Source organism: Enterobacter mori LMG 25706 (genome assembly GCF_000211415.1).
In the GTDB taxonomy this organism is placed as follows: domain Bacteria; phylum Pseudomonadota; class Gammaproteobacteria; order Enterobacterales; family Enterobacteriaceae; genus Enterobacter; species Enterobacter mori.
Genome location: NZ_GL890774.1, coordinates 170,677 through 186,493, shown reverse-complemented (window position 1 = coordinate 186,493; position 15,817 = coordinate 170,677). Strand labels below are relative to the sequence as shown.

Below are 15,817 nucleotides of genomic sequence, written 5' to 3'. Positions count from 1 at the left end.
TCAAGCACATTACAAGGAACTGCGGTAAGGCAGAATGTTCGAGCGCAGCATCTGCTGTGTGCCCAGACCGTAGTTGGAACTCAGGCCGCGCAGCTCGACATTAAAGCCAATCACGTTATCGTATTTGCCCTGACTGTTTTGAGTATCCCAGCCGTTAAGTTTGCGTTCGTAGCCGACACGCAGCGCGTAACAGCAGGAGTTATATTGCAGACCTAGCATCTGGTCAGCGGGTTTTTGGGCATTCGTGTCATAGTAGTAGGCTCCGACGATTGACCAACGATCGGCGATTGGCCAGCTCGCGGCGCCACCCACCTGCGAAATACCATCTTTGTACTGGTCAGCATTGGCGTAGTTCGGCAATGTCGCCTGAATATATTCCGGGCTGGCATAACGGTACGTCAACTGCACCATACGGTCTTCATCACGACGGTATTCAATGGCAGCACTGCCCGTCGCGATGTTATCCAGTCGAGTGTCGTACTGAACACCACCGCGAAGACCCCAACGATCGGTCATGCGCCAGTAGGTATCACCTGCCCACACCAGTGAACCCGTTTTGTTGTCTTTCTCCCAGTTAATGTCGTCATCACCGGTACGAGACTCGGTGAAATAGTAGATTTGACCAACAGAAACGTTAAAACGTTCAACGGCAGATTCATCATAAACGCGCGTTGTGACGCCGGTCGTTAACTGGTTAGCGGACGCAATACGGTCGAGACCCCCATAGGTCCGGTCACGGAACAGGCCGCTGTAGTCAGACTGCAGGAAAGAGGAGTCGTAGTTCTGAATTTTGCTCTGATCGCGATAAGGCACATAGAGATACTGCATACGCGGCTCAAGCGTCTGGGTATACCCATCAGACAGCAGGCCCATATCACGTTCGAAAATCAGCTTCCCGTCCATCTTGAACTGAGGAAGCGTACGGTTTACCGATTCGTCAAGATCGGTGCCATAGCGATTGTTGTACCAGTCGACATTTTTCTGCTGGTAATGCGTCGCCATCAGTTTGGCTTCGGTGTTCAGGCTTGCCCAGTCGTTCGACAAAGGTAAGTTAATGGTTGGTTCGAGGTGAAGACGCGTAGCCTCTGGCATATCCGAGTTGGTGTTGACGAAGTGCACCGCCTGGGCGTAGACGCGGGTGTCGAAAGGACCGACATCGTTCTGATACCAGTTGACGTCCAGTTGCGGTTCAGCACCGTAGGTACTTGTCGTTTGGGTGTTAAAGACCTGGAACTGTTTAGTCGATACCGTGGCGTTAAAGTTCTCAATAGCATAGCCCGCGCTGAAAATTTGCGTGGCATAGCCATCAGTACTTGAACTGTATTTAGAATCAAAGTCATTGTTGTAATAAGGGTCACTGACTTTGGTATAGTTGACGTTAAAACGCCAGACCTTATCCATCACACCTGCATGCTGCCAGTAAAACAGCCAACGGTGTTTATCACCTTCTGTGGGGTGCTCGTCCTGAAAGACTTTGTCCGATGGCAGATAATCAAACTCCATCAAACCGGCACCCGCTTTGGTCAGATAGCGGAACTCGTTTTCCCACATGATGTTACCGCGCTTATGGATATAGTGCGGCGTGATCGTAGCATCCATGTTTGGCGCGATATTCCAGTAATACGGCAGGTAGAACTCAAAGTAGTTTGGGGTGCTGTATTTGGCATTCGGGATCAGGAAACCGGAACGTCGTTTGTCGCCTACGGGAAGCTGCAGGTAAGGGCTGTAGAAAACAGGGACCGGGCCGAGCTTAAAGCGGGCGTTCCAGATCTCCGCGACCTGTTCTTCACGATCGTGAATAACTTCACTGCCCACCACGCTCCAGGTATTCGAGCCCGGCAGACAGGAGGTGAAGGAACCGTTTTCCAGAATCGTATAGCGGTTTTCACCGCGCTGTTTCATCAGGTCAGCTTTACCGCGCCCCTGACGACCCACCATCTGGTAATCACCCTCCCAGACGTTGGTATCTTTTGTATTCAGATTTGACCAGGCTTTCGGACCTTTCAGGATGACCTGGTTGTCGTCATAGTGCACATTACCCAGCGCATCCACCGTACGTACTGGCGCAGCCGCACCTTCTGGTTGCTTCTGATGCAATTGCACTTCATCTGCCTGCAGACGGCTGTTGCCCTGGTTAATATCGACATTGCCCGTAAAGGTGGCATTGTCAGGATAATTACCTTTCGCACTGTCGGCATTGATGGTAACCGGCAAGTCATTCGTATCGCCCTCAACCAGTGGACGATCGTAACTTGGGACGCCAAGCATACATTGCGAGGCGAGATCGGCTGCCAGCCCCTGTTGGCTGTACAGAGCGGCGCCAATCATTGTGGCCAGGAGGGTGGGGATACGGTTTTTCATACGTTGTATTTTATTGTTCCGTCATCAGTGGCTACGGCTTACAAACGCTCAGAGACTATCTTACTCATCAGCGCAGTACCAGCGTTAATCCTGCCCGTTTGCGTGCCAGAGTGTTAGGCTCGCTATCGAATGACGAGTATGATAATGCAAATTATAGGCGATGTCCCTCAATTGACCGTGGCGCGACCACTGTAATGATGGCGTTGCGTCGAACCAGGAACATGACTATTCGGGGAGTATATGCAGTATTGGGGTAAAATCATCGGCGTTGCGTTCGCATTAATCATGGGCGCTGGCTTTTGGGGCGTGGTACTGGGCCTTATTATCGGCCATATGTTTGATAAGGCACGCAGCCGCAAAATGGCCTGGTTCGCCAACCAGCGCGAGCGTCAGTCGCTCTTTTTCTCCACCACCTTTGAGGTGATGGGGCATTTAACCAAATCAAAAGGGCGCGTCACCGAAGCCGATATTCAGATTGCCAGCGTATTCATGGATCGCATGAATCTGCACGGTGAATCTCGCGTGGCAGCGCAAAATGCGTTTCGTATCGGTAAAGCGGATAACTATCCGCTGCGTGAAAAAATGCGTCAGTTCCGCAGCATCTGCTTCGGACGTTTTGATTTAATTCGGATGTTTCTGGAGATTCAAATGCAGGCGGCCTTCGCCGATGGCTCCCTTCATCCCAATGAGCGGGACGTTTTATACGTCATTGCTGAAGAGCTGGGGATCTCCCGCATGCAGTTCGACCAGTTCCTGCGCATGATGCAGGGTGGCGCGCAGTTTGGCGGGGGTTACCAGCAGCAATCCTCCGGCGGCGGCTGGCAGCAGACGCAGCGTGGCCCGACGCTGGAAGATGCCTGCAACGTGCTTGGCGTAAAGCCTTCTGACGATCAGACCACGATCAAGCGTGCCTATCGTAAGCTTATGAGCGAGCATCATCCGGACAAGCTGGTCGCGAAAGGTTTACCGCCAGAGATGATGGAGATGGCGAAGCAGAAAGCGCAGGAAATTCAGAAAGCCTATGAGCTGATAAAAGAGCAAAAAGGTTTTAAATAAAAAAAATGGCCCGATGATATCGGGCCATTTTTTTAGAAGTCCACCGGTGCCTTAAAGGTCATCGCATTGCCAAAAACCGGATGGGTAATGGTGAGGGTCTGCGCATGCAGCAGCAGGCGCGGAGCCAGCGCCAGTGCTTCTGGCGGCGCGTAAAACCGGTCTCCCAGAATCGGGTGGCCCAGGGCGAGCATATGTACGCGCAGCTGGTGAGAGCGCCCGGTAATCGGCTTAAGCAGGACGCGCGCGGTGTTATCCGGCGCGTACTCCAGCACTTCATACTCGGTTTGCGCCGCCTTGCCGGTTTCATAGCACACCTTCTGCTTTGGCCGGTTCGGCCAGTCGCAGATCAGCGGTAAATCGACCAGACCCTCTTCGCTTGCCGGATGGCCCCAGACGCGCGCGACGTACTGCTTTTTCGGTTCGCGCTCGCGGAACTGCCGTTTCAGCTCGCGTTCCGCTTCTTTATGCAGAGCCACCACAATCACGCCGCTGGTGGCCATGTCGAGGCGATGCACGGACTCCGCCTGCGGATAATCGCGCTGAATACGCGTCATCACGCTGTCTTTGTGCTCGTCCAGACGCCCCGGCACGGACAACAGGCCGCTTGGCTTGTTGACCACCATAATGTGCTCATCCTGATAAAGGATGACCAGCCAGGGATGCTGAGGGGGATTGTAGGGCTCCATCACCATCTTGTGCTCCGTTTACTGATGCGTCACAACGATGAGACGCAGGGCGTCCAGACGCCAGCTTGCCTGATCCAGGCTCTCAAGCACCTGCTGACGATTGCTTTCAATCGCCGCCAGTTCATCGTCACGAATGTTCGGGTTAACCGCTTTTAACGCTTCCAGACGCGAAAGCTCTGCTGAGAGCTTCTCGTCGGCTTCGCTGCGTGCCGCATCAATCAATTCACGAGCTGCTTTTTCAACCTGGGTTTCACCCAGTTGCAGAATAGCATGCACGTCCTGCTGAACGGCGTTGACCAGCTTGCTGCCGGTGTGACGGTTAACCGCGCTCAGCTGACGGTTGAAGCTCTCGAACTCGACCTGCGCGGCCAGGTTAGTACCGTTTTTATCCAGCAGCAGACGCACCGGTGTCGGCGGCAGGAATCGGGTAAGCTGCAGCTGTTTTGGCGCCTGCGCTTCCACAACGTAGATCAGTTCGACCAGCAGGGTGCCCACTGGCAGCGCCTTGTTTTTCAACAGGGAGATGGTGCTGCTGCCGGTATCGCCGGAGAGGATCAGATCCAAACCGTTGCGGATCAGCGGGTGCTCCCAGGTAATGAACTGGGCGTCTTCGCGAGACAGTGCCACATCACGTTCGAAGGTGATCGTGCAGCCATCTTCCGGCAGGCCCGGGAAATCCGGAACCAGCATATGATCCGATGGCGTGAGGACGATCATGTTCTCGCCGCGATCGTCCTGGTTGATCCCGACGATGTCGAACAGGTTCATGGAGAAGCTGATTAAACTGGTGTCGTCATCCTGCTCTTCGATGCTTTCCGCCAGCGCCTGCGCTTTTTCGCCGCCGTTGGAATGGATCTCCAGCAGGCGGTCGCGGCCTTGCTCCAGCTGCGCTTTCAGCGCATCGTGCTTCTCACGACAGGACTTGATCAGCTCATCAAACCCTTCCGCGTTTTCCGGCGCGGCCAGGTAGCCGATCAGATCGCCATGTACCTGATCGTAAATCGTGCGGCCCGTCGGGCAGGTATGTTCAAACGCATCCAGACCTTCGTGGAACCAGCGTACCAGCACGGACTGCGCGGTTTTTTCCAGGTAAGGAACGTGGATCTGAATATCATGCGCCTGACCGATACGATCCAGACGACCGATACGCTGCTCCAGGAGATCCGGGTTAAACGGCAGATCGAGCATCACCAGGTTGCTGGCGAACTGGAAGTTACGGCCTTCAGAGCCGATCTCCGAGCACAGCAGCACCTGCGCACCGCTGTCCTCTTCCCCGAACCACGCTGCCGCACGGTCGCGCTCGACGATGGACATGCCTTCGTGGAACACGGCAGCGCGAATACCTTCACGCTCGCGGAGGACCTGCTCCAGCTGCAGCGCGGTGGCCGCTTTGGCGCAGATCACCAGCACCTTCTGGGAGCGGTGGGCTGTCAGATAGCCCATCAGCCACTCCACGCGCGGGTCAAAGTTCCACCAGGTGCCGGTATCACCTTCAAATTCCTGGTAGATTTGTTCCGGATAAAGCATGTCGCGGGCGCGCTCTTCCTGGGTTTTGCGGGCGCCCATTATGCCGGAGACTTTAATTGCCGTCTGATACTGCGTCGGCAGCGGCAGTTTAATCGTATGCAGTTCGCGTTTCGGGAAACCTTTGACGCCGTTACGGGTGTTGCGGAACAGCACGCGGCTGGTGCCGTGGCGGTCCATCAGCATGTCGATCAGCTCTTTGCGCGCGGATTCCGCGTTGTCGCTGTCGCTGTTAGCAGCCTGCAGAAGCGGCTCGATATCCTGCTCGCCAATCAGATCGCTCAGGGTGTTCAGCTCATCGTTAGAGAGACGATTGCCCGCCAGCAGCAGGGCGACGGCATCGGCAACCGGGCGGTAGTTCTTCTGCTCTTCGACAAACTGCTCGAAATCGTGAAAACGGTTTGGATCGAGCAGGCGCAGACGGGCGAAGTGACTCTCAAGACCCAGCTGCTCCGGCGTTGCGGTCAGCAGAAGAACGCCAGGCACGCGCTCGGCAAGCTGCTCGATAGCCATATATTCGCGGCTCGGCGCATCTTCGCTCCAGACCAGGTGGTGCGCTTCGTCGACCACCATAATGTCCCACTCGGCATCGCACAGGTGCTCCAGGCGCTGCTTGCTGCGGCGCACGAAGTCCAGCGAACAGATGACCAGCTGTTCGGTTTCAAACGGGTTGTCGGCGTCGTGCTGCGCTTCGGCATAACGTTCGTCGTCGAACAGGGAGAAGCGCAGGTTGAAGCGGCGCAGCATCTCAACCAGCCACTGGTGCTGCAGGGTTTCCGGAACCACGATCAGCACGCGCTCGGCAGCGCCAGAAAGCAGCTGTTGGTGCAGGATCATGCCCGCTTCGATGGTTTTACCCAGGCCCACTTCGTCGGCCAGCAGCACGCGAGGCGCGTGGCGACGGCCCACGTCATGGGCGATGTTCAGCTGGTGAGGGATCAGGCTGGTGCGCTGGCCGCGCAGGCCGCTCCACGGCATGCGGTACTGTTCGCTCTGGAACTTACGCGCGCGATAGCGCAGAGAGAAGCGATCCATACGGTCAATTTGCCCGGCAAACAGGCGGTCCTGCGGCTTACTGAACACCAGTTTGCTGTCGAGCAGCACTTCACGCAGGATGACATTGGCCTCATCTGTATCAAGACGAGTACCAATGTAGGCGAGCAGTCCATTCTCTTCTTTTACGTCTTCAATCTTGAGCTGCCAGCCGTCATGGCTGGTCACGGTGTCGCCCGGATTGAACATCACGCGGGTAACAGGGGAGTCATTGCGAGCGTACAGACGGTTTTCACCGGTGGCAGGAAAGAGGAGGGTAACCATGCGCGCATCGACGGCAACGACGGTTCCCAATCCAAGTTCGCTTTCTGTATCGCTGATCCAGCGTTGACCAAGTGTAAAAGGCATAGTTGTTCGGCTCTAATCTTTAATTGCAGGCAATAGTTCAACCACCGTCAAAAAGACGGTCATCGAAAAATGGGTCCGGGAATGGAAAGGGCGCTATGGTACTGGATGGCAGCCATTTCGTCACGCGTCAAAATAGGCCAAGTTGCCCTGTCACTAGTGTAGCAAAATCATCATTGATGAAGGGCAAAATTCCCTCCGCGACCGGCTGAAGCTGGCGCGTCAGATAGTGATCGTAATCGAGCGGCGATTGCTGGTAATCAACCGGTTCCGGGCCGCTGGTGGTCCAGACATATTTGATTGTGCCACGGTTTTGATACTGCGGCGCGCGGCCCCGCCGCACGTTCTCTTCATCCGCCAGTCGTGCGGCGCGCACATGGGGCGGCACATTACGCTGATACTCCGCCAGCGGGCGGCGCAGGCGCTTGCGATACACCAGCTGGGCGTCAAGTTCGCCCGCCATCAGGCTGGCGATGGTTTCGCGGATGTAGTCCTGATACGGCTCATTGCGGAACACCCGCAGGTAGAGGGTTTGCTGGAACTGCTGCGCCAGCGGCGTCCAGTCGGTGCGCACCGTCTCCAGCCCTTTAAAGACCATCCGCTGCGCGTCGCCCTCCTGAATCAGCCCGGCGTAGCGCTTCTTGCTGCCCTGATCGGTGCCGCGAATGGTGGGCATTAAAAAGCGGGCAAAATGGGTTTCAAACTCCAGCTCCAGCGCGCTGGTTAACCGCTCTTTTTGCAAATGTTTGCCCCACCAGTCGTTCACAAAGGCCACAAGCTCTTTGCCGATGCGGGCAGCGTCGCCTTCTGAGTGCGCGCCTTTCAACCACACAAAGGTGGAGTCCGTGTCGCCATAAATAACGTCATAGCCCCGGGATTCAATCAGCGCTTTGGTCTGGCGCATAATCTCGTGTCCGCGCATTGTGATGGAGGAGGCCAGTCGCGGGTCGAAGAAGCGGCAGGCGCTGGTGCCCAGCACGCCGTAAAAGGCGTTCATGATGATTTTCAGCGCCTGAGAAAGGGGCTTATTGCCGTGGCGCTTGGCCTCATCGCGGCCGTGCCAGATGTTGCCCACGATTTCAGGCAGACAGTGTTTTTCCCGCGAGAAGCGTGCGCCGAGGAAGCCTTCGGTGCTGTGTTCATCGTCCGGCTGCGCCATGCCCTCAACCAACCCGACGGGATCGATCAGGAAGGTGCGGATAATCGACGGGTAGAGGCTTTTGTAATCCAGCACCAGCACCGAGTCATACAATCCTGGCCGGGAGTCCATCACGTATCCGCCGGGACTGGCCTGCGGCGGCACGTCCCCCAGGTTGGGGGCAACGTACCCTGCCCGGTGCATTCGCGGAAAATAGAGGTGACTAAAGGCCGCCACGGAGCCGCCGTGTCTGTCAGCCGCAAGTCCGTTCACCGTCGCGCGCTCCAGCAGGAACGGCATGATCTCGGTTTTGTGGAAAATCTGCGTCACCAGCTCGCAGTCTTTCAGGTTATAGGTGGCGAGCGCCGGTTTGTCTTCGTTAAAGCGCCGGTCGATCTCGTCCATTCGGTCCCAGGGATTGTCGATGGATTTGCCTTCGCCAAGCAGCTCCTGTGCGACCGCTTCAAGGGAGAATGAAGAGAAGTTCCAGAAGGCGGACTTAAGCGCCTCGATGCCGTCAATAATCAGGCGACCGTTAGCCTGTGCAAAGAAAACACCGTTCTTAAAACCGTGCTCGCGCCATTCCAGCTCGCTGTTTCCGCGCCCCAGCATCAGCGGGATGCGGTAGCGCTCGGCGTGTTTCTGCAGCACGCGCAGGTCAAACTGCACCACGTTCCAGCCGATCAGAACATCGGGATCATAGTCGGCAAACCACTCGTTAAGCTTCTCCAGTAGCTGCGGGCGGCTGTTGACGTACTCAAGCCGGAAATCCAGCGCGGACGCATCGCCATTCGGAGGCCCGAGCATATAGACAACCCGATCGCCGCAGCCTTCCAGGCCAATGCAGTAAAGCTCGCCGTGGCGGGTGGTTTCGATATCCAGGGAGGCCCACTTCAGCGGCGGGCGATAGTGTGGGTTAGGTTTCAGGCGAGCATTCACGACGCTGCCGTTTTGTTCGATGCCATCAACCCAGACAGGGGCGGTAATGAACCGCTCCATCAGAAAGCGTTCTGGTGGGCGGATATCCGCTTCGTAAAGCGTCACGCCCGCTTCGCGGAGCAGCTTTTCGTAGCGCATTAATTGACGATGGGCGCGGCAGTAAAGGCCGAAGACCGGCTGACGATGGAAATCTTTCAGTTCAAGCGGCGTCAAACGCCAGCCGTTTTCTCCGCGCAGTAGCTGTTTCACTTTTTCGACGTGAGGCTCTGGGATAAAAGCCACGGATTCCTGCGGCGGCAGCACAACCTGCAGCGGGCCATTGTCCGTCGCCAGCCAGAACGCGACCTCGGTGCCCTGAGGGGTATCCCGCCAGTGTCGGGTCAGTAAAAAGCCTTCTTGCGCCTGCGCCACGCTGTTATCCCAGAAAACAAAACCAGGCCTGATTATAGCCTGGTTGAGGTGGGTTTGCTGGGGTTTTATACAGTGTCTGTTTTGCCGGATGACGCTGCGCTTATCCGGCCTACAAGCTACTGCCCGTAATACGCTTTCGCGCCGTGCTTGCGCAGATAATGCTTATCGAGCAGGGTCTGCTGCATGTCCGGCAACTGCGGTGCCAGCTGTCGACAGAAGATCCCCATATAGGCGACCTCTTCGAGCACGATGGCGTTATGCACCGCGTCTTCCGCGTTTTTACCCCAGGCAAACGGGCCGTGGGAGTGCACCAGCACGCCGGGCATTTGCGCCGCGTCGATACCCTGTTTTTCGAAGGTTTCAACAATCACGTTACCCGTTTCCCACTCGTACTCACCGTTAATCTCCGCATCGGTCATCAGGCGCGTGCAGGGAATGGTGCCGTAGAAGTAGTCCGCGTGGGTGGTGCCGGTCGCCGGGATGGACTGGCCCGCCTGCGCCCAAATAGTGGCATGGCGCGAATGGGTATGCACAATGCCGCCGATGGTCGGGAATGCCTGATACAGCAGGCGGTGGGTGGGCGTGTCGGAGGAGGGCTTTTTGCTGCCTTCCACCACTTCACCCGTTTCGATACTGACCACCACCATGTCTTCTGCGGTCATTACCGCGTAATCCACGCCGGAAGGCTTGATCACGAACACGCCTTTTTCCCGGTCAGCGGCGCTGACGTTGCCCCAGGTCAGGGTCACCAGGTTATGTTTCGGCAGCGCCAGGTTGGCTTCGAGCACCTGACGTTTGAGATCGTCTAACATTATAGTCTCCTGCCGGATGGCGCTTCGCTTATCCGGCCTACGGAGCCGTAGGCCCGGTAAACGCAGTGCCACCGGGCATTCAGGGCTTAGCGTTTTGAACCGTAATAGACTTCGTTCCAGCGCAGCGCGTCCTTGAAGGCGGGCAGGCGGGTATCGTTATCAATGACGGTCAGTTCGATATCGTGCAGTTCCGCAAACTGACGCATATCGTTCAGATCCAGCGCGTGGCTGAACACCGTATGGTGCGCGCCGCCGGCCAGGATCCAGGCCTCTGAGGCGGTTGGCAGGTCAGGCTGTGCTTTCCACAGGGCGTTGGCGACCGGCAGTTTCGGCAGAGAATGTGGGGTTTCAACCGCATCGACGCAGTTCACCAGCAGGCGGAAACGATCGCCGAGGTCGATCAGGCTGGCGTTGATGGCCGGGCCGGTGCGGGTGTTGAAGATCAGACGCGCTGGATCGGCTTTACCACCGATGCCGAGATACTGCACGTCGAGGATCGGTTTCTCTTCGACGGCGATTGTTGGACACACTTCCAGCATGTGGGAGCCGAGCACCAGGTCGTTGCCGTTTTCGAAGTGGTAGGTGTAGTCCTCCATAAAGGAGGTGCCGCCCTGCAGACCGGTCGACATCACCTTCATGATGCGAAGCAGAGCGGCAGTTTTCCAGTCGCCTTCGCCCGCAAAGCCGTAGCCCTGTTGCATCAGACGTTGTACCGCCAGACCCGGCAGCTGTTTCAGGCCGTGGAGGTCTTCAAAGGTGGTGGTAAACGCGTGGAAGCCGCCCTGTTCCAGGAAGCGCTTCATGCCCAGCTCGATGCGCGCCGCGTCCAGCACGTTCTGGCGCTTGTCGCCGTTGATTTGTGCCGCAGGCGTCAGGCGGTAGCTGCTTTCGTACTCGTCCACCAGCGCGCTTACGTCGCCATCGCTGATTTCATTTACCACCTGCACCAGGTCGCCCACGGCCCAGGTATTCACGGAGAAACCAAACTTGATCTGCGCGGCCACTTTATCGCCGTCGGTGACCGCAACTTCACGCATGGTGTCACCAAAACGCACCACTTTCAGGTGGCGGGTGTCCTGCTTAGAGACCGCCTGACGCATCCAGGAGCCGATACGTTGTTGCGCCTTGCCATCCTGCCAGTGGCCGGTGACCACCGCGTGCTGCTGACGCATACGCGCGCCGATGAAGCCGAACTCGCGGCCGCCGTGCGCGGTCTGGTTCAGGTTCATAAAGTCCATGTCGATGCTGTCCCACGGCAGGGAGGCGTTGAACTGGGTATGGAACTGCAGCAGCGGTTTGTTGAGGATAGACAGACCGTTGATCCACATTTTTGCTGGCGAGAAGGTGTGCAGCCACACCACCAGACCGGCGCATTTATCGTCGTAGTTGGCGTCGCGGCAGATGTGAGTGATTTCGTCCGGCGTGGTGCCCAGCGGTTTCAGCACCAGTTTGCACGGCAGTTTAGCTTCCGCGTTCAGCGCGTTAACCACGTGCTCCGCATGTTTCGTCACCTGCTGCAGCGCTTCCGGTCCGTACAGATGCTGGCTGCCAATCACAAACCACACTTCATAGTTATTAAAAATGGTCATCATCGTGTCCTTAATGGGTCAGGGTTGCCGTAGTGTCCGCGGTGCTTTTAGCCGGGGCGGCGACAGGGAGATAGTGAAGTTCGGCGCTTTTTGCCCATTGCTGGTAGCGCTGATAAAGCTGCTCGAAGCGTTGCGCCTGCTGGGCACGCGGCTGAAGAGTGTTTTCGACGGCACTCGCCATATGCTGCTGCGCGGTCGGGATGTCGGCATGGACGCCTGCGGCCACGGCGGCAAAAATCGCCGCGCCCAGGGCACAGCATTGATCGGAGGCTACAATCTGCAGCGGACGGTTCAGCACGTCGCAGCAGGCCTGCATGATCACCGGGTTTTTACGGGCGATGCCGCCCAGCGCCATCACGTTGTCCACGTCGATGCCCTGCTCGGTAAAGCACTCCATAATGGCGCGGGCGCCGAAGGCCGTTGCGGCAATCAGGCCGCCGAACAACGCAGGCGCGTCGGTTGCCAGGTTGAGATCCGCGATCACCCCTTTCAGACGCTGGTTGGCGAACGGCGTGCGACGACCGTTAAACCAGGCCAGCACCACCGGGAGGTGATCGAGTGAGGGATTTTTCGCCCAGGCTTCGGTGAGCTGCGGCAGAAGCTGCTTTTTGCTGTCGGCTATCTGGGTTTTCAGTTCAGGATGCGCCGCCGCCAGCTGGTCCAGCGGCCAGCCCAGCACGCGGCCAAACCAGGCGTAGATATCGCCAAACGCGGACTGACCGGCTTCGAGGCCGATAAAGTCCGGCACCACGCTGCCGTCAACCTGGCCGCAGATGCCCTTCACCGCGCGGTCGCCGACGGTGGCTTTATCCGCCGTCAGAATGTCGCAGGTGGAGGTGCCGATAACTTTCACCAGCGTATTAGGCTGTGCACCTGCGCCCACGGCGCCCATATGGCAGTCAAAGGCACCGCCGGAGATCGCCACGTTCTGCGGCAGGCCCAGACGTTTCGCCCACTCTTCGCAGAGCGTGCCGACCGGAATATCGGCGGTAAAGGTGTCGGTAAACAGCGGATATGTCAGGTTCTTGTTGATAATCGGGTCGAGCTCATCGAAGAACGCGGCTGGAGGCAGGCCGCCCCAGCTTTCATGCCATAACGATTTATGCCCGGCGCTGCAGCGGCCGCGGCGGATATCCTGTGGACGCGTGGTGCCGGAGAGCAGGGCAGGCACCCAGTCGCACAGCTCAATCCACGATGCGGCTGCCGGCGCAACGGAGGCGTCGGCGCGGGGAACGTGGAGGATCTTGGCCCAGAACCATTCACTGGAATAAATCCCGCCGATGTAGCGCGAGTAGTCGGTTTTGCCTGGCTGATGGCACAGGCGCGTGATGGCTTCAGCCTCTTCCACGGCGGTGTGGTCTTTCCACAGCACGAACATGGCGTTCGGGTTGTCGGCGAACTCCGGGCGCAGCGCCAGCACGCGGCCTTCGGCATCCACCGGGGCAGGCGTTGAGCCGGTGCTGTCGACGCCAATCCCGACAATCTCCGCCCGCTGGGCGTCCGTCAGTTCAGCCAGGACGGTTTTGATTGCCGCTTCCATCGACTCGATATAGTCACGCGGGTGGTGGCGGAACTGGTTGTTTGGCGCATCGCAGTAGCGCCCCTCTTGCCAGCGCGGGTACCACTCAACGCTGGTTGCTATCTCCTGGCCGGACGTACAGTCCACTGCCAGCGCGCGAACCGAATCGCTGCCAAAATCGAGGCCAATCGCAATTGCCATGGTGTTGCTCCATCAAAAAACAGGTATGGAAGAACATTAGAGACTGGGGGCGAAAATCGTCAGGCAGGATCCGCTAATCTTATGGACTAAATTGCTGTTACGATTGAAAGTGTGACGCCGTGCAAATATTCAATGTGGACATTTCTGCCGCGCTTATAGACACTTTTGTTACTGCTTATCTGCTCATACTGGCGGAGAAATCAGAGAGAAAGGCTGAAACATGGCGGACGTAAAAGAGACATAATGCTTTTTGGATCTTTTTGCGGGCCATTTTTATACTGCTTTTAACGATATGGACAATTGGTTTCCTTCAGGACCGTTGGGAGTATTGAAATTATGGCTGAACCGCAAAATGATCCCCTGCTGCCGGGCTACTCGTTTAATGCTCACCTGGTGGCAGGGTTGACGCCCATTGAGGCTGAGGGCTATCTCGATTTCTATGTCGACCGACCGCTCGGAATGAAAGGGTATATTTTGAACCTCACCGTGCGCGGTGAAGGGGTCATCAAAAACGGCGATCAGCAGTTTATCTGCCGCCCCGGCGATATGCTGCTGTTCCCGCCTGGGGAGATCCACCACTACGGCCGCCACCCGGATGCCAAAGAGTGGTATCACCAGTGGGTCTACTTCCGCCCGCGCGCCTATTGGCAGGAGGGGCTTTCGTGGCCCGCCATTTTTGCGCATACCGGCTTTTATCGCCCGGATGAGGCGCATCTGTCGCAGTTTCGCGAGCTGTTTGCCCAGATTATTGAGGCGGGACAGGCGGGCGGACGCTACGCCGAACTGCTGGCGATTAACCTGCTTGAACAGGTGCTGCTGCGCCGGATGGAAGCGATCAATGAATCGCTTAACCCGCCGCTGGATAACCGCGTCCGCGACGCCTGCCAGTACATCAGTGATCATCTGGCCGACAGCCAGTTTGATATTGCCAGCGTCGCCCAGCACGTTTGCCTGTCGCCTTCGCGCCTGTCGCATCTGTTCCGCCAGCAGCTTGGCGTGAGCGTGCTGAGCTGGCGCGAAGATCAGCGCATCAGCCAGGCGAAGCTGCTACTCAGCACCACCCGAATGCCTATTGCCACCGGGGGGCGCAACGTGGGCTTCGAAGATCAGCTCTATTTCTCTCGCGTATTTAAAAAATGCACCGGGGCCAGCCCGAGCGAATTCCGTGCGGGATGTGAATAAACGGTAAACATTCAGGTGAACTTCAGGAGCATCTTGTAAACTATTCAGACAATTGATGCCTTGACGCGGTGCGGGGCGCTAAGCAGAATCGCTGATTCGTTTTCTGACCGGAATAGTTATGCAGGCATTGCTGGAACACTTTATTACCCAGTCCGTTATGTACTCGCTCATCGCCGTGGCGCTGGTGGCGTTTCTGGAATCGCTGGCGCTGGTTGGGCTGATCCTGCCCGGCACCGTGATGATGGCGGGGCTTGGCGCACTTATCGGCAGCGGTGAGGTTAATTTCTGGCAGGCATGGATGGCCGGTATCGTCGGCTGTTTGCTGGGCGACTGGATCTCCTTCTGGCTGGGCTGGCGCTTTAAAAAGCCGCTGCACCGTTGGTCATTTATGAAAAAGAACAAGGCGCTGCTGGATAAAACCGAGCACGCGCTGCATCAGCACAGCATGTTCACCATCCTCGTCGGCCGCTTTGTCGGGCCAACGCGTCCGCTGGTGCCAATGGTGGCGGGGATGCTGGATCTGCCCGTTGCGAAATTCGTGGTGCCGAACATTATCGGCTGTGTCTTCTGGCCGCCGTTTTACTTCCTGCCCGGCATCCTGGCCGGAGCGGCAATTGATATTCCTGACGGAATGCAAAGCGGCGAGTTTAAGTGGCTGCTGCTGGGCACGGCGGTACTGCTGTGGCTGGCGGTCTGGCTCTGCTGGCGGCTTTGGCGCAGCGCGAAAGCCAACGTCGATCGCCTGACGCGTTATCTCCCGCGCACTCGCCTGCTCTGGCTGGCCCCGCTGACGCTGGGTGTGGCTGTCGTGGCGCTGGTGGCGCTGATCCGCCACCCGCTGATGCCGGTGTATGGCGAGATTTTATTAAAAGTGGTGAGCCGTTAAGATGTTTTCCCTCTCCCGGTGGGAGAGGGCATCAGAGCGCACAAGGTAGAAGCAAAACGGCAACGGGTTGCCGTTTTTGATGTTTGTACCCTCTCCCTGTGGGAGAGGGCCAGGG

At 57.4% G+C, this 15,817-nt stretch carries 10 protein-coding genes; 3 read left to right on the top strand and 7 right to left on the bottom strand.

The annotated features are described in order from the left end of the window. Positions 1-9: 9 nt before the first annotated feature. Positions 10-2,361 (bottom strand): LPS assembly protein LptD, encoded by a 2,352-nt coding sequence (lptD, locus tag ENTMO_RS0102695; protein WP_010427036.1) that lies wholly within the window; start codon positions 2,359-2,361, stop codon positions 10-12. A gap of 240 nt (positions 2,362-2,601) precedes the next feature. On the opposite strand from lptD, the gene djlA reads away from it, so the two are divergent. Then, positions 2,602-3,417, top strand: a complete 816-nt coding sequence (djlA, locus tag ENTMO_RS0102690; protein WP_010427034.1) for a co-chaperone DjlA — start codon at positions 2,602-2,604, stop codon at positions 3,415-3,417. A gap of 32 nt (positions 3,418-3,449) precedes the next feature. Here the strand turns inward: djlA and rluA are convergent, their stop codons facing one another. The 6 genes from rluA to araB form a co-directional block, all read right to left on the bottom strand. Then, entirely contained in the window at positions 3,450-4,109 is a 660-nt protein-coding gene (gene rluA, locus ENTMO_RS0102685; RefSeq protein WP_010427032.1) for a bifunctional tRNA pseudouridine(32) synthase/23S rRNA pseudouridine(746) synthase RluA, read from the bottom strand. Between the two features lie 12 nt (positions 4,110-4,121). Further along, positions 4,122-7,028, bottom strand: a complete 2,907-nt coding sequence (rapA, locus tag ENTMO_RS0102680; RefSeq protein WP_010427030.1) for an RNA polymerase-associated protein RapA — start codon at positions 7,026-7,028, stop codon at positions 4,122-4,124. Positions 7,029-7,155: 127 nt separating this feature from the next. Beyond that, a complete protein-coding gene (polB, locus tag ENTMO_RS0102675) occupies positions 7,156-9,513 on the bottom strand; it encodes a DNA polymerase II (protein WP_010427028.1) in 2,358 nt (785 codons plus the stop codon). A gap of 116 nt (positions 9,514-9,629) precedes the next feature. Next, positions 9,630-10,325: an L-ribulose-5-phosphate 4-epimerase gene (araD, locus tag ENTMO_RS0102670; RefSeq protein ID WP_010427025.1), complete on the bottom strand. Its 696-nt coding sequence runs from the start codon at positions 10,323-10,325 to the stop codon at positions 9,630-9,632. 86 nt (positions 10,326-10,411) lie between these two features. Further along, entirely contained in the window at positions 10,412-11,914 is a 1,503-nt protein-coding gene (araA, locus tag ENTMO_RS0102665; RefSeq protein ID WP_010427023.1) for an L-arabinose isomerase, read from the bottom strand. 10 nt (positions 11,915-11,924) lie between these two features. Next, complete coding sequence (gene araB / locus ENTMO_RS0102660; RefSeq protein ID WP_010427022.1) at positions 11,925-13,634, bottom strand: ribulokinase; 1,710 nt, start codon at positions 13,632-13,634, stop codon at positions 11,925-11,927. Positions 13,635-13,970: 336 nt separating this feature from the next. Between araB and araC the strand changes: the two genes are divergently transcribed. Further along, the gene (gene araC, locus ENTMO_RS0102655; RefSeq protein ID WP_010427020.1) at positions 13,971-14,816 is read left to right on the top strand and encodes an arabinose operon transcriptional regulator AraC; all 846 of its coding nucleotides are present in this window, start codon (positions 13,971-13,973) and stop codon (positions 14,814-14,816) included. 118 nt (positions 14,817-14,934) lie between these two features. Then, positions 14,935-15,702, top strand: a complete 768-nt coding sequence (locus ENTMO_RS0102650; protein WP_010427019.1) for a DedA family protein — start codon at positions 14,935-14,937, stop codon at positions 15,700-15,702. Positions 15,703-15,817 lie beyond the last annotated feature (115 nt).

Bases quoted from the DNA above. Each gene is read 5' to 3' on its own strand.
- lptD (WP_010427036.1), bottom strand. From the start codon at position 2,361: ATGAAAAACCGTATCCCCACCCTCCTGGCCACAATGATTGGCGCCGCT.
- djlA (WP_010427034.1), top strand. From the start codon at position 2,602: ATGCAGTATTGGGGTAAAATCATCGGCGTTGCGTTCGCATTAATCATG.
- rluA (WP_010427032.1), bottom strand. From the start codon at position 4,109: ATGGTGATGGAGCCCTACAATCCCCCTCAGCATCCCTGGCTGGTCATC.
- rapA (WP_010427030.1), bottom strand. From the start codon at position 7,028: ATGCCTTTTACACTTGGTCAACGCTGGATCAGCGATACAGAAAGCGAA.
- araD (WP_010427025.1), bottom strand. From the start codon at position 10,325: ATGTTAGACGATCTCAAACGTCAGGTGCTCGAAGCCAACCTGGCGCTG.
- araA (WP_010427023.1), bottom strand. From the start codon at position 11,914: ATGACCATTTTTAATAACTATGAAGTGTGGTTTGTGATTGGCAGCCAG.
- araB (WP_010427022.1), bottom strand. From the start codon at position 13,634: ATGGCAATTGCGATTGGCCTCGATTTTGGCAGCGATTCGGTTCGCGCG.
- araC (WP_010427020.1), top strand. From the start codon at position 13,971: ATGGCTGAACCGCAAAATGATCCCCTGCTGCCGGGCTACTCGTTTAAT.
- ENTMO_RS0102650 (WP_010427019.1), top strand. From the start codon at position 14,935: ATGCAGGCATTGCTGGAACACTTTATTACCCAGTCCGTTATGTACTCG.